We start from the raw sequence: 14,142 nt of genomic DNA, 5'->3' as shown, positions 1-14,142 counted from the left end.
GGGCCGCCGGTATGCCGGGCCGATCCGGGGCGACCTCATCCTGTGACAGCTGGCGTCCGGGCGTGCCATCACCCGGTAATAGGGCAGGACCGGTATCCCCAAAAGCATTGAAGTATCGCTATCTGTCGATAGTGTTCGCATCGGGTACCCAGCAGCGCCTGTCCGACAGGCCGTACAACCTGTTCTATCGCCGCGCCGCCCATCGGGTCGGCGCGTACCCCCTGACGATGAGGACACCGCACGATGAAGGCACTCCCGCTCCTGTCCCGGATGCTGCTGGCCACCGGGTTCGCCGCCGCCAGCCTCGCGATGCCGGCCACCACGGTGCAGGCCGCGCCGCCGTCCAGCACCGCCGACGAGATCGGCACCCTGGTGGTGAACGGCCGTCCGGCCACCGAGAACTACCCGTTCATGGTCTACACCTCCGGCTGTACCGGTTCGCTGATCAAGTCGAACTGGGTGGTCACCGCCCGGCACTGCCCGACCCCGACCTCGGTACGGGTGGGCAGCGTCAACCGGACCAGCGGCGGCACGGTGGTCCGGGTGACCCGCGCGGTCAACCACCCGCGGATCGACGTCAAGCTGATGCAGCTGGCGAGCTCGGTGAGCTACGCCCCGGCGCCGATCCCGACCACCTCCGGTGCGGTCGGCACCGCCACCCGGATCATCGGCTGGGGCCAGACCTGCGCACCCCGTGGCTGCGGCTCGGCCCCGACCGTCGCCCACGAGTTGGACACTTCGATCGTGGCGGACAGCCGGTGTCTCGGCATCGACGCCGGCTATGAGATCTGTACCAACAACACCAACGGAAACGCCGGTGCCTGCTACGGCGACTCCGGTGGTCCGCAGGTCCGGAAGGTCTCCGGGCGGTGGTACCTGATCGGTGCCACCAGCCGCGCCGGTAACAACAACTCCACCTGTGCCACCGGCCCGTCGATCTACGGCGACCTGCCGTCGATCCGCTCCTGGATCAACACCCAGGTGGGTGGCCTGCCTGCCTGACCCGCATCAGCCCGATCCCCTGCCCTTTCGTGCGCCGCACCGGTCCGCCGGTGCGGCGCACCCCTGCGATAGCCCGGCGGGTGGATTTTCTCACTGCCGCATCGGCTCGACCCGGCGCGATTCCACTGAGTTCCCAGGCGGTCGCTTGCGGTACGTGAGCCGCCTTGTCGGTCGAACGAGGTGAATACGGCCGGTGCCCGCCACGCGGCTCTGAGCTGCTGAAACAAGATTTTTGAGCCGATGTTGAACCCGGCCCATTGACCGAAAGTATGATGTCGGCGGGTTGAGGGACGCCCGCCAATTTTCCACTAACCGTGAGACTCCCCGGATACGGGATCGGGCTGCTTGACAGCCCGGAGAGCCCACTTTTAGCGTGGCTTCTCGTAAACGTGGTGCGAACTCGTTCCGGCAATGGAAGTGGGCGTTTGAAGGCACCCGTTTGACCAGCTAGCAGAACACGGCTGCCCCACCGGACGACGCCTGTCAACCGCGCCGCCCTCGACGAGAAGGAGTAGGTAACCCCCCATGTACAGGTCGGCACAACGGCGCAGTTCGACCCCGCGTGGCCGAAACCAGCGCACTGTCAGTGGCCGCAACAAACGCATCATCGCTGTCCTGGGCACGGTCACGGTGTTCGCGGGCATCGTCGCGGTCACCCAGGTCTCCTCCGCCAACGACCAACTGCGTACCGCCGCGGAGTGTGTCGCGCCGAGCCCGGGTTCCACGGCTGAAGGCGGCGTGACCACCACCGTGACCCGGGAGAACGGTCGCGAGGTGCGGCACCACTGGGGTGACGGACAGACCACGATCGAGGAGTGCGAGAGCGGTACGACCCTCGTCGCGGCTCCGACCATCGAGTGTCCGTCCGTCGCGGACAAACTGCCGGAGGTCCCCGCTGCGGCGCGTACCGAGGTGGAGCGCAACCTCGGTCTGCTGGAGAAGCAGATCGAAGAGGCCAACAACCGGCTCGCCAACAGTGTTGGCCAGGGCGGGCCGAACTTCATCAACAACGCCATTCTCGGCCCGCTGGCCAGTAAGCGGGTGGCCACCCTGGACCGGATCGCGATCGCCATCGGCCGGGTCGCGCCGCGTCCGCGTGGGCTCGACGAGCTGGCCACCTGCGAGCTCGTCAACCGCCCCGGCAACAACGACGGCGGCGGTAACGACGGCGGGGACAACGGTAACGACGGCGGCGGCAACGACGGCGGAAACGGGCTGGAGATCCTGGCCAACAGCTGTGACGACAGCAATCTGGACGACCACGACGGCTTCCAGGTCGGCAACCGTTGTGTCGACACCCAGTTCGGTGAGGTCGGCGCGGCCGCCAACAACCCGTCGCTGCTGATCACCGAGTTCCCGGGCGAGGTCGGCGTGGAAGAGCCGTTCACCATCCGGGTCAGCACCCGTAACCTGGTCCGGGACCGCTTCCTGGCGGCGGGTCAGGGCGGCTACTACGTCGAGAGCTCGCTGCTCAACGAGCAGGGCCTGACCCGCGGTCACTTCCACACCGCGTGTCGGATGCTGCAGTCGACCGAGGTCGCGCCCGACCCGGCTCCGGCGCCGGAGTTCTTCGTGGCGACCGAGGACGGCGGTGGCGGTCGCGAGCCGGACCAGGTGACCATCCAGGTTTCGGGCATGCCGCAGTCCGGTGTCGCGCAGTGCTCGGTCTGGGCCGGTGACGGTTCGCACCGGCTGCCGATGTCGGAGCGGGCCAACCAGACCCCCGCCTTCGACTCGGTCCGGATCACCGTGAACTGACCAGTGCGCTAGCGCAACGATCCCCATAGCTGCGGGCCCGGACTCGAACGAGTCCGGGCCCGCAGCCGTTCCGGTCGTACGACGGTTCTGGGCTGATCGACAGAGCCGGCCGGTCAGGAGAGGATCGCCAGGTGGAAACCACGGTCGGCCAGCACACCGGCGCTGGTGAAGGTCTGGATGAACACCCCGTTGGGGATGCCGGCCCGACCCACGACGGTGATCTCACCCGGTGCTGACGCGCCGACGCTGCCGGACAGACCGATGCTGCCGACGTAGGCCGACCCGGTCAGGTTGTGGCTGAAGACCACCTGGTAGGTGCCGGTGGCGAGACGGGTCGCGGAGACCGCGCCGAAGCCACGGGCCAGGGTGCCGTTCGCGTTGACGACCGCGAAGAAGCTCTGAGCGGTCGGCGGCATTCCGGACGTGGTGGCGGGGACCAGCGCGATGCTGGCCTGTTCCCGTTCGGTCTTGGACACCGGCGGCTGTTCGGTGATGCCGGCGTCGCGTTCCGCGTTGAATGACTCGGACATGGTGGGACTCCTCGCAGATTGGCATTCCACGGCGTGGACGCGGGATGCCGAAAAGGGATGGAACCGGTGCCGTCCGCCGGGCCCGAGCGGAACGGCAAGTGACTTGAAGTCTATGTTTGACAGCGGAGAGTAACTAGTTCCTGGTCATGTCCAATCGAGGACAGGTGCGGCCCCGGTCAGCCGGACTGTCCGGGGCCAGCGGCGGCGAGCCGTCGGTCGAGCAGGGTGGCGAGCGGGATGGACTCGCCGTCGCGACCGCCGGCACCGATCACCAGCCGTGGCTCCGTGGGGGAGACGCGTGCGCCGGTCAACCTGGACCGCAGGCTGGCTGGGACGGTCAACAGGTAGAGGTTCCCGTCCGTACCGACGGCCAGGGTGCGGTCCGATTTCAGATACCAGCCGTGCAGCCCGGTTCGGTACCGGCCCCGGCCGTGGTGTGGCTGGGCGGACAGGTGCTGCGCGGCGATTCCGTGGCGCCGGGCGGTCGCGACGAAATCAGCGAGCAGATCCGCGGCCTGCTGGGCCTCGCCGGCCCGACGGCGCTGCTGGTCGGCCGCGTGGGCGGCGATTGCCCGCTGGCGCTGCCGCGCCCAGTCCTGCTGGTCCCGTTGCCCCACCCGACCAGCCTACTGTCGACGCCGCCGTCCGGTGCGCTCGTACCGCCGCCGCGCACCGCCGGACGGACCGGTGGTGGGGGTTTTATTTGTTTGCCAACCAAACTATTGACACCCTGTCGCGGAGTGTGTGAACGTCTGGACATCGGCCGGTTGCGGGAGTCGGCAAGCAGGAAGAGGGGGCCTGGGCCACCCCCGGCAAACCCGACGCAGGATTCTTCTGCCTGTGCAGAGAGGAAGCCCGTTACATGCGCAGAACCCTTGCCGGCACACTCGCGGCGGTGGTGCTCGCCGGCGTCATGGCCGTCGCCACCCAGGTGATGGTCGGTGGAGTCGCCTCGCCGGCCCGCGCCGTCGCCGCTGACCCCTACTCCTGGCGCAACGTCCGGATCGACGGCGGTGGCTTCGTGCCGGGCATCGTCTTCAACGAGACCGAACGCGATCTCTTCTACGCCCGGACCGACATCGGCGGTGCCTACCGCTGGAACCAGGCCGACCAGTCGTGGATCCCGCTACTGGACTGGGTGGGCTGGGACCGCTGGGGCTGGAACGGTGTCCTCAGCCTGGCCACCGACCCGGTGCAGACCAACCGGCTGTACGCGGCGGTCGGCATGTACACCAACGACTGGGATCCGAACAACGGCGCGATCCTGCGCTCCACCGACAAGGGCGACACCTGGCAGGCGACCGAGTTGCCGTTCAAGGTCGGCGGCAACATGCCCGGCCGGGGCATGGGGGAGCGGCTGGCGGTCGACCCGAACGACAACCGGGTCGTCTACTTCGGCGCCGAGAACGGCAACGGCCTGTGGCGCAGCACCGACCACGGGCAGAGCTGGGCCGAGGTGACCAGCTTCCCGAACCCCGGCAACTGGGCCGAGGATCCCGCCGACCCGAACGGATACCTCGACCACCAGCCCGGAGTGGTCTGGGTGACCTTCGACGAGGCCACGGGCAGCGCCGGCAGCCGTACCCCGCACATCTACGTCGGGGTGGCGGACCTGCAGAACACGGTCTACCGCAGCACCGACGCCGGGGTGACCTGGCAACGGCTCGCCGGCCAGCCGACCGGCTTCATCGCCCACCAGGGCGAGATCGACCACGCCACCGGCACGCTCTACATCGCCACCAGCGACAACGGCGGGCCGTACGCCGGCGACCACGGCGACGTCTGGAAGTACGCCACCGCGACCGGCGAGTGGACCCGGATCAGCCCGACGCCGTCGGACGACACCGCGAACAACTGGTACGGCTACTCCGGGCTGAGCGTGGACCGAAGCAACCCGGGCACGCTGATGGTGACCGGCTACAGTTCGTGGTGGCCGGACACGTTCATCTACCGCAGCACCGACGGCGGCGCGACCTGGACATCGTTCTACGACATCGCATATCCGAACCGGACCAACCACTACACCATGGACATCAGCGACTCGCCGTGGCTGTCCTGGGGGGCCAACCCGCAGCCGCCGGAGGTCACCCCGAAGCTCGGCTGGATGACCGAGGCGTTGGCGATCGACCCGCACGACCCGGACCGGTTCATGTACGGCACCGGTGCCACCATCTACGGCTCCACCAACCTCACCGCGCTGGACGACGGCGGCACGGTCGCCATCCGTACCATGGTCGAGGGCCTGGAGGAGACCGCGGTGCTCGACCTGGTCAGCCCGCCGACCGGCGACGCGTTCCTGATCTCCGGGCTCGGCGACATCGGTGGCTTCCGGCACACCGACCCGGACACCGTGCCGGCGATGATGCATGACCAGCCCAACCTCTCCGGCAACACCAGCATCGACTACGCCGAGCTGAACCCGCAGCAGATGGTCCGGGTCGGCAACGGTGACTCCGGAGTCAGCCACATCGCCTATTCGTACAGTTCCGGGGCCAACTGGTACGCCGGCAGCGAGCCCGCCGGCGTCACCTCCGGCGGTACGGTCGCCGTCGCGGCCGACGGTGGCGCGGTGGTGTGGAGTCCGGGCGGCGTCGGCGTGCACCATGCGACCAGCTTCGGCGGTGGGTTCAGCCCGTCCACCGGGGTGCCGGCCGGGGCGCGGGTGGAGGCCGACCGGGTCGACGGCGAGACGTTCTACGCCTACGCGGACGGGCAGTTCTATGTCAGCACCGACGGGGGTCGCAGCTTCGCCGTCTCGGTGGCCACCGGGCTGCCGGCCGAGCAGGGCCGGTTCGCCGCGGTCGCCGGCCATGAAGGTCACATCTGGCTGGCCGGCGACTCCGGCCTGTTCCGTTCCACCGACTCCGGTGCCACGTTCAGCCGGGTGGCCGGCGTCACCGCCGGTCGCAACGTCGGGTTCGGCAAGGGCGCACCCGGGGCCGGTTACCACGCCGTCTTCCTGGTCGGCACGATCGACGGGGTAACCGGGGTGTTCCGCTCCGACGACACCGGTGCCAGTTGGGTGCGGATCAACGACGACCAGCATCAGTACGGCAACATGGGCGACGCGATCACGGGCGATCCCCGGGTGTACGGCCGGGTGTACCTCGGCACCAACGGCCGCGGCATCCTGATGGCGGACCGGCTCGGTGCCCCGCCGTCACCGACTGTCGGCCCGACCCCGTCGGTCAGCCCGTCGGCCAGTCCGAGCCCGTCGGTGAGTCCCACCACGGGGCCGAGTCCGTCGGTGAGTCCGAGTGGCAGCCCCACGCCCGGTCCGACCACCCCGCCGCCGGGCGGATGCACGGCGGTCTACCAGGTAGTCGGCTCCTGGCAGGGCGGCTTCCAGGGTGAGGTACGGGTGACCAACACCGGCAGCGCCGGGATCACCGGCTGGACGGTGACCTGGACTTTCCCCGACGGTCAGCGGATCACCCAGCTCTGGGGCGGGCAGCACACGCAGACCGGTGACGATGTCACGGCCCGCAACGTCTCGTGGAACGGTGACCTCGGTCCCGGGGCCAGCACCACACTGGGCTTCCTGGCCGACTGGACCGCGGGTAACCGGGTTCCGGCGGGCGTGAGCTGCGCAGCGGACTGAGCTGGGTGGCGGATGCACGGCCAGGGGCGGCGTCGATGTCGGTCGACGCCGCCCCTGGCGGCCGTACTGTGGTCGGTGCCGATCACCGTCGCGCGGTACTGTCGGTCGGCTGGTCCACGTCGACGAACTCGATCCGGGCCTCGTCGGACCGCTCACCGGGCCGGAGCACCGACCGGGTCATCGCCCCGGCCAGCCAGCCGAGGGCCACTCCGGCCGCCGCCGCACCGGCGAGCCACGCCCACGGCATGGCCCGGCGACGGCCAGCGAGCGCGTCGACGGCCGCCCGCGCCCGGTGCCGCGCCTCTGCGCTGGCCGGGCCCATCCGCGATCCGGTCTCGGTGGCGAGGTTCGAGGTGTGCCGGCGGGCCAGGCGAGCGGCGTCACCGGCGGAGTCGACCGCCGAGACCAGATGGGTCCAGGCCTGGTCGGTGACGCGTTGCGGCTGGCGGCGGCGCTCCATCAGGTTGGTCGCGAACATGCTGCTACCTCCTCCAGCGCCACGGCTGCCGGAAGTGCCCGGCGGGCTGTGGCGCGCTGCGGTTGCCTCCACGTGCCCAGCCCTGGTCGGCGGCAAACCCCCTCGTCGTCGTGCCGTTGCGGCTGTCTTCTGTCGTACCGGGCCGCTACTGTTGGGACGACAGCCGGTGCGGAGCCGGAGGCCGGTGGGCACCGGAGGTTCGTGGTCAACACCTCTGGCGCCCGTGCCTCTACGAATCGTGCCCCGGGTGTCCGTGCCGTAGCTCAGCGCGCAGGGGGCTATGATGCGGGATGTCTGATTGTTAGCGATTATTGTGCCCGTCGGATGCGGATCCGGCCCGGCGAAAGCTGGCGGTGACGCCCGCACCGGAATACTCTCGGTCGCGGCCCGCGTACTGACGAGACGCCCGGATGGGCGAGTGGAGGTGCTCGCGTGAGCCTGTCGGTTGTCACATCGACGCTGCCTGGCGCAGTGGTCGAGATTTCACCACAGGGTGAGATCGACGTGGATACCGCGCACGAGGTGCGCGAAGCGGTGCAGGCGGTGCTGACCAACGGCCGTCCGACCCGAATCCAGCTGAACATGCGGCTGGTGACGTTCATCGACTCGGTGGGCATCAGCGCGATGGTTGCCGGTTTCCAGGCAGCCGAGGTGAGCGGGATCAAGCTGGTGGTGACCGAGCCGAGTCGGTTCGTGCACCGTCAGTTGTGGGTCACCGGGCTGCTCGGCCTGTTCGGCGCTCCCGAGCCGTACGTCGGCGACGGCGTCGAGCGCGAGGTGCCGCTTTCCTGAGCTCGCGGCCGGTCGGTGGTGGCCGGCCGCAGCTCGAACGGCTGATTAGGGCCGTGTTAACACCCGGTGGTAGATCTTGTCGGTAGCGCTGTCCTACCGGAAAATGGTCCATCGTGACATGGTTGCTGGTGGGTACCACCATTCTCCGGCGCTATGTCCTTCTTCGTCCGATCGGTCGTGGTGGGGTGTCGGTCGTCTACCAGGCGATCGACGTCGAATCGGCCCGGCCTTTCGCGATCAAGATGCTGGCGCCGGCCGCCGCTGGCGACCAACGGGCCCGCGATGACATCCGCCGGGAAGCGGCGATCACCCAGCGGTTGCGGCATCCGAGTGTGCCTCGCGTCTACGACGTCGGGGAACTGCCGCTACCCGGGGGCGGCACGTCGTCGTACGTCGTCATGGAGCTGATCTGCGGCGAGTCGCTGGCGGACCGGCTGACCGGCGGTCCGTTGCCCTGGCCCACCGCGGTACGCACGGCGGGGACCGCCGCAGACGTGCTGGCGGTGGCCCACCGGCGAGGCGTGGTGCACCGGGATCTCACCGCCGGCAACGTGATGTTGACCCGGTCCGGTGCCAAGATCATTGATTTCGGGCTGGCCCGGTTGGCGGGACCGTCGGCGGCCGGCCGAGCGCCGGGGACGGTGGCCGGCTCCGGCCGACCGGGCGATGACGTCTACTCCCTCGGCGTCTTGCTTTACCACATGCTGACCGGGCGGCTGCCGTACCCGGGGGTCCGCCCGGGGTCGCCGGTGACCGGCGTGCGGACCGGGGCCCTGGCGCCCACTCCGGTGCTGACGGTTGCCGGGTTGCCGCGTCCCGTCGCCGATCTCTGCCGGGCCTGCATGAGCAAGCGTCCGGAGAACCGACCGACCAGCGTCGAGGCGGCGTTCGCGCTCTGGGACCTGCTCGGCGACCGCGACCGCCTCAGCAACAGCGGTACCGACAGGGCGAGCGAGGGTGTTTTGCCCCAGATCTGTTAGTTGTCGGTCATTCCGGGGGATTGTGCAAGATATGGCGGATATCCGGGAAGTGACTCCGTCGCCCCGGCACGTCCGGCATCGTCGACGGCGAGGACCCTTTCCCGGCGCCGCGCGTCGGGAAAGGGTTCCTCCTCCTCCGGCAGTCGATCTCCTGAAGCGGTCGGATCAGCCGATTCGGAACGGCACCCGCAGGGTCGACTGGCTGGCACCGGTGCTCGCCGCGTCGACCCGAACCGTGGTCGGTGCGTTACCGATCGCGTTCCACAACTCCAGCCGGACGCACCCGTTGCTCATCGCCCGGAACTCGCCTGAGGCGGACCGCAGCCCGGCGCTCTGCCGGTAGGACTCGGTGCCGGGCACCGGGTCGGTGGCGAAGTAGTGGTAGGTCTCCGTACGGCCGTAGCTGCCGGAGCCGGTGAAGTCGTACGACACCCGGGCCTGGATACCCGCACCGACCGAGGTACCCGCGTCCACCTGGAGGTCGAACGTGGTGGCCGTCGACCGGTACGCACCGGTCAACCCACAGGCCCGGAAGGTGACCGGGTTGTGCGGCGTGCCGTCGTAGTTCGCGCCGCCGGCCGATGGCACCGTGACCGTCGTCGCGTTCGTCCCGGCGGTGTTGCTCAGCACCCCGGCGGACCGCAGATGGAACAGGTCCGAGGCGACCGGCGGGGTGGTCGGGTCCGGCGTGGGCGAGGTCGGCGGCGTGGGGGACAGGCTCGGCGACGGGTTCGGGCTGGTCGGGGCGCCGGTGGCGTTGCCACCACTCCAGGTATGCGCCCCGGTGGTGGCGGTCCGCCCGGCCGGCACGGTCATCCGGGTGCCGTCGGAGAAGGTGACCGTGACCGGTGAAGCGGTGATGTTGCTCGCCACGTAGGTGCGGGCACCGTTGCGGTTGAACACCGCGTACAACGGAGTGTTCGCGGTGACGCCGGTGTCGACCCGGCCCAACGCTGCCAGGTTGCGCACCCAGTGGAACGTGTGCGCCCGGCTCTCGCCCTCCTCGACCGGGTAGTTGGGATTGGCTCGCAGACTGGTCAGAGCGGCGTTGGCGTCACCGAGTGCCCGGAAGGACCAGAGGATGTCCTGCCAGACCGTCGGCGGCCCCCCGTTGTTGGTGACCAGCGCGTTCCAGTTGGTGGCGATGTAGTCCGGCCGGTAGCCGAGGTAGAGCGAGCCACCGGTGACCGGCAGCATGTTGATGCCCTGGATCATCTCCGGTTCGGCGCTGAACCAGGTGGCGTACGCCCCGCCGTCGCCCCAGACCATGCCGACTGACCGGTGCCCGAAGGCGGCCGGGAAGTTGGTGTCCGAGGAGTCGAACCAGTATTCCTGGATGGCCGCCGACTGGGTGGTGTAGATGTACAGCCCGGCGTCGCGGATCGCGGTGTTGCCGGTGGCCAGGCCCCACTGGATCAGGGCGTTGGCGAAGTTCATCCCCTCCGAGGACGACTCCTGGTTGTTGCCGGCGAAGAACGCGCCGTGCCCGGCGGCCCAGTCATGGCCGGCGTAGATGTCGAAGTCGCGCAGGAACGGGAACATCGGGTCGTTGCGGTCCCAGCTGTTGGCGTCGCGGATCAGCAGGTTGACCATGCCGCCGTACTGGTTGGTCGACGCCCAGGTGGGGTCGAACTTGGCCAGCGTCGCGGCGGCGGCGATGTAGTAGCCGTAGTGGAAGTGGTGGTCGTTGAGGTCGGTGTCGGAGCCGTACGAGGCGGGGTAGCCGACCAGGGTGCCCCAGGCCTGGTCGTAGAAGAACACCCGTTGGGACTTGCCGGGGCTGGCGGTGAACCAGTCGGTCAGCCGGTTCCGGATCGCGGTGAGCAGGTGGTCGCGTTGCGCGGTGCGGCCGAGCTGGTCGGCGATCTCGGCCAGCCGGGCGGCCCGGCCGAGTGCCTTGCCGGTCCAGTAGGTGTCGTTGTCGAAGCTGGCGAGCGGGTCGCCGGACGTGGCCTGGTCCAGGTGGGCGGTGAGCGTGGCGAGGTCGGCACCGGCGCTGGTGGCCACCGCCGGCACCTCCGGCAGTACGCCGTGGAAGCGCATCGCGGTCCGGAACGACGTCGCGCCGACCAGGTTGCGCATCGGACCCCGGGCCGACACGTAGGTCTCCGCGATCGGACTGCCGCCGTCGAGGTGCTTCCACTGGTGGGGGTAGAGCGAGACGACGGTGCCGCTGGCCGATCCTTCACGGGCGGTGGTGGTGAAGCTGTAGGTGGCGTCGACCGTGCTGCCGGCCTGGTCGTAGCTCCAGCTGACCCGGGTGCCGGTGACGTGCGAGTGGGCGTACCGGCCGTAGCTGTCCATCAAAGCGGTACGCCGCGCGGCGCTGGTGCCGGCGCCGGTCGGCAGCAGCGCGACGGAGAAGTACCCCCGACCGGCGAGGGTGGAGCTGATCGTGGTCCCGGCGACGGTCCAGGTCGCGCCGCTGGGGGCGTAGGCGACGTAGTCGTGGCCGCGCATCGAGAAGCCGACCCGGCTGCCGCTGTGGTGCCAGACCGTCGGGGTGCCGGGGAACGACAGCTGTGCGTTGCCGCCGGTGACCTGGGCGTACACGAACGGCAGCCCGTGTCCGACGGTGGTGCGCAGCGTGCGGGCGCCGTCGGACCAGTACGGGCTGACGGTCCAGTCGGTCCAGCCGTCGACCTTGACGTCCGGGGCGTTGAGCCCGGCGACGCCGAGGGTGAACTCCCGGGTGTACGGGTAGTGGTACTCGCCGACGCCGGTCGACGTGCCGGAGATCGCCGCCTCGGTGGTGTAGGAGACGCCGAGCCCGCCGGAGGTCGGCTGGACCGACATCGGGTGGGCGTGCAGCGGGTCGGAGTACGCGCAGTCGTACCGCTTGAACAGCAGCGACGACCACCAGTCGTTGGTCGGCACCGCGCCCGCCGGGGCGTTGCCCGTGACGTACTGCCGGGGGTTGGCGGAGATGTTGCCGCAGGCGGTCGGGGCGGCCGCGCCCGCCGGGCGGGTGGTGGTGTAGCTGCCGGCGCCGACGGTGGCGGCGTCGGCGGTGCGCAGTACGCCGAAGATCAGTCCGGTGGCGGCCAGCGCCGTCACGGTGGTGGCTGCCAGGATCCGGCGCGGCGTACGACCTGTTCGCGCGCCACGGATCGACAGGTTCATGGTGCCTCCGGGTTGGGTAGGGCGCGGTCCACGATCGCGATAAATTTCACGCCCATTAATGAGTTATTGCCAGGAGGTCATCAGAGATGCGGGCTTCTGTCAATATCCCGACATGAAGTTTCGTGCATCCGGTACGGGTGCGGGGCGGTCGGTTGACAGCTACGCCGTTGCTGCTATATATCTCTGTGAGAGCGCTCTCTTGGTGAGGGGAGGGGCAAGGTTCCCTGCGTGAGCCAGATGTGACCGCGTGTCGATAGAGCGCTCTCGCGTGGTCGCCAGGGACCGTCGGACGATATGCCGATCGGTCTTTCGGCGCTGCCCGAGGCTCCTGCGCGTCGATTATCGATGCTGACAGGAATCGTGTTCCGGCAATGCGCTGCGGCGATTCGGGGGATCACCATCGAGCCGGAGGGGTCGTCGGATCATGGTCGTGCGGGGGCGGACGGCCACCGACGTGACCGTCCGCCCCCGCATGCGCGACGTCAGTACACCGACAGGTGCACGTGGTTGGTGTGATCGCTGGACGGGTCGCCGCCTGCGCCGCTGTACGTCTTCCAGCCGCTGCTGGGCAGCCAGATCCGCTTGTACCAGATCACGTAGAGCACGCCGAGCCGGTCGGCGTTGTTGATGTAGTAGTTCGCGAGGTTGTCGCCGTAGCTCTTGTCGCCGCCGGTCGCCACTCCACCGAAGCCGTTGGGCTGGGCGGCGAAGTCACACGCCCGGCCCTTGGGGTGCTCGCCCGAGCTGCCGTTGCGGAAGCAGGACACGTAGCGGGTGAAGCCGGCAGCCTTCGCCTGGTTCAGGGCGTGCAGCGTACGGGGCGTGATGCAGCCGGAGGTGGTGGGGTCGTCGACGTTGCACGACTCGGCCGGCCAGGAGCCGTTGGCGTTGCGCGGGGCCGGGGTCGCCGACGCGCTGGCCGAGCCGGAGCCGGACGAGCCGGAGCCGGACGAACCGGAGGATCCTGAGCCGGAGGATCCGCTGGCGGCGGCCCGCTCGGCCTCCTCCGCCGCCTGCTGCCTCGCCCGCTCCTCCGCCTCCTTCTCGGCGGCGACCGCGACGGCCAGGGCCCGCTCCGCCTGATTGCGGCGCTGGTCCATGATGGTGACCTGCTTCTGCTGCTCCCGGATCTCATGCTCGATCGCGGCCTTGGACCTGGTCACCTGGTCACGGGTGCGGTACAGCTCGCGGAGCTGCTTCTCCTCGTTGGCGGTCACCGCGCTCAGCGCCGCCGCCCGGTCGATGAACCCCTCCGGTGAGGTGCTGTTGAGCAGAGCGGAGACCGGGCCGAGCCGGCCGTTGCGGTACGCGCGGTCGACGATGTGCCCGACGTTCCTGTTTCGTTGCTCCAGCTCGGCACCGACCGTGGTGAGCTGCTCGGACAGCTTCTTCTGCCGGCCCTTCGAATGGTTGAGCGCCGCCTTGGCGTCGATCCAGCCTTTCGAGGCCGCATCGAGCTCCTTGCGCAGGCTGTCGGTGCCGCCCTCGTCGTCGACCCGGTCGGGTCGGTTCGTGGGCAGGGCGGCTCCGGCCGGCGAGCCGATCGGGGTGCCGGTGACGGCCATCAGGGCGGCGGTCAACGCTGCCAACAACGCGAATCGGGTTTTTCTGTGGACTGTGCGTGACACTGTGCATTCCTTCCGTCAGCCGCCGACCGGGTTAGCTGACGGGTTCGGGACGGAAGATCCCTACCGCGTGACGCGGATGCACCCCAGGTACGTGGTTCCCCGGCTCGCCGTACGGCGATTAGGCGACGGCATCCGCGGGCGCCGGAGGGGCGCCGCCCGAGCGGAGACCGGGGCCGAGACTACCGGTTCCCCGGGTCGCCGTCCCGGTATTGATAGCCGTGTTATGTCCAGAAAAATCAGGAATATACGT

10 protein-coding genes and 1 riboswitch are annotated in these 14,142 nt (G+C 69.4%); of the genes, 5 read left to right on the top strand and 5 right to left on the bottom strand.

Features of this window, described 5'->3' with window-relative positions; all coding sequences use genetic code 11:
- The first annotated feature begins 309 nt into the window (after positions 1–309).
- Positions 310–1,002 (top strand): trypsin-like serine protease, encoded by a 693-nt coding sequence (locus tag EDC02_RS17455; RefSeq protein WP_370461549.1) that lies wholly within the window; start codon positions 310–312, stop codon positions 1,000–1,002.
- A gap of 525 nt (positions 1,003–1,527) precedes the next feature.
- Entirely contained in the window at positions 1,528–2,760 is a 1,233-nt protein-coding gene (locus EDC02_RS17450; protein ID WP_123602879.1) for a hypothetical protein, read from the top strand.
- Positions 2,761–2,873: 113 nt separating this feature from the next.
- On the opposite strand, the gene EDC02_RS17445 is transcribed toward EDC02_RS17450, so the two are convergent.
- Together EDC02_RS17445 and EDC02_RS17440 are read right to left on the bottom strand one after the other, a co-directional pair.
- On the bottom strand, positions 2,874–3,290 hold the full coding sequence (locus EDC02_RS17445; protein WP_123602878.1) for a hypothetical protein: 417 nt from the start codon (positions 3,288–3,290) through the stop codon (positions 2,874–2,876).
- Between the two features lie 176 nt (positions 3,291–3,466).
- Positions 3,467–3,907, bottom strand: a complete 441-nt coding sequence (locus EDC02_RS17440) for a hypothetical protein (RefSeq protein ID WP_123602877.1) — start codon at positions 3,905–3,907, stop codon at positions 3,467–3,469.
- A gap of 245 nt (positions 3,908–4,152) precedes the next feature.
- Here EDC02_RS17440 and EDC02_RS17435 point away from each other — a divergent pair, with 245 nt between their 5' ends.
- Entirely contained in the window at positions 4,153–6,891 is a 2,739-nt protein-coding gene (locus EDC02_RS17435; RefSeq protein WP_123602876.1) for a cellulose binding domain-containing protein, read from the top strand.
- A gap of 82 nt (positions 6,892–6,973) precedes the next feature.
- On the opposite strand, the gene EDC02_RS17430 is transcribed toward EDC02_RS17435, so the two are convergent.
- Positions 6,974–7,369, bottom strand: coding sequence for a hypothetical protein (locus tag EDC02_RS17430; RefSeq protein WP_123602875.1), 396 nt, complete (start codon positions 7,367–7,369; stop codon positions 6,974–6,976).
- A 432-nt stretch (positions 7,370–7,801) separates the two neighbouring features.
- On the opposite strand from EDC02_RS17430, the gene EDC02_RS17425 reads away from it, so the two are divergent.
- Both EDC02_RS17425 and EDC02_RS17420 read left to right on the top strand, forming a co-directional pair.
- Positions 7,802–8,161, top strand: a complete 360-nt coding sequence (locus EDC02_RS17425) for an STAS domain-containing protein (protein ID WP_123602874.1) — start codon at positions 7,802–7,804, stop codon at positions 8,159–8,161.
- Positions 8,162–8,289: 128 nt separating this feature from the next.
- Positions 8,290–9,141 carry a serine/threonine-protein kinase gene (locus EDC02_RS17420; RefSeq protein ID WP_158632213.1) on the top strand — a complete coding sequence of 284 codons (852 nt, stop codon included), beginning with the start codon at positions 8,290–8,292 and terminating at the stop codon, positions 9,139–9,141.
- A gap of 165 nt (positions 9,142–9,306) precedes the next feature.
- Here the strand turns inward: EDC02_RS17420 and EDC02_RS17415 are convergent, their stop codons facing one another.
- Both EDC02_RS17415 and EDC02_RS17410 read right to left on the bottom strand, forming a co-directional pair.
- Positions 9,307–12,264 (bottom strand): glycosyl hydrolase, encoded by a 2,958-nt coding sequence (locus EDC02_RS17415; RefSeq protein WP_123602872.1) that lies wholly within the window; start codon positions 12,262–12,264, stop codon positions 9,307–9,309.
- Positions 12,265–12,746: 482 nt separating this feature from the next.
- On the bottom strand, positions 12,747–13,829 hold the full coding sequence (locus EDC02_RS17410; protein ID WP_370461548.1) for a coiled-coil domain-containing protein: 1,083 nt from the start codon (positions 13,827–13,829) through the stop codon (positions 12,747–12,749).
- Positions 13,830–13,896: 67 nt separating this feature from the next.
- A riboswitch (cyclic di-AMP (ydaO/yuaA leader) is annotated at positions 13,897–14,027 on the bottom strand.
- Positions 14,028–14,142: the final 115 nt, after the last annotated feature.

Origin of the sequence: Micromonospora sp. Llam0, from assembly GCF_003751085.1 — a bacterium.
In the GTDB taxonomy this organism is placed as follows: domain Bacteria; phylum Actinomycetota; class Actinomycetes; order Mycobacteriales; family Micromonosporaceae; genus Micromonospora_E.
The sequence above is the reverse complement of the archived record's forward strand: the minus strand, read 5'-3'. Positions and strand labels throughout refer to the sequence as shown.

Coding starts and splice junctions, on each gene's coding strand:
- EDC02_RS17455 (WP_370461549.1), top strand. CDS start 310: ATGCCGGCCACCACGGTGCAGGCCGCGCCGCCGTCCAGCACCGCCGAC.
- EDC02_RS17450 (WP_123602879.1), top strand. CDS start 1,528: ATGTACAGGTCGGCACAACGGCGCAGTTCGACCCCGCGTGGCCGAAAC.
- EDC02_RS17445 (WP_123602878.1), bottom strand. CDS start 3,290: ATGTCCGAGTCATTCAACGCGGAACGCGACGCCGGCATCACCGAACAG.
- EDC02_RS17435 (WP_123602876.1), top strand. CDS start 4,153: ATGCGCAGAACCCTTGCCGGCACACTCGCGGCGGTGGTGCTCGCCGGC.
- EDC02_RS17430 (WP_123602875.1), bottom strand. CDS start 7,369: ATGTTCGCGACCAACCTGATGGAGCGCCGCCGCCAGCCGCAACGCGTC.
- EDC02_RS17415 (WP_123602872.1), bottom strand. CDS start 12,264: ATGAACCTGTCGATCCGTGGCGCGCGAACAGGTCGTACGCCGCGCCGG.
- EDC02_RS17410 (WP_370461548.1), bottom strand. CDS start 13,829: ATGGCCGTCACCGGCACCCCGATCGGCTCGCCGGCCGGAGCCGCCCTG.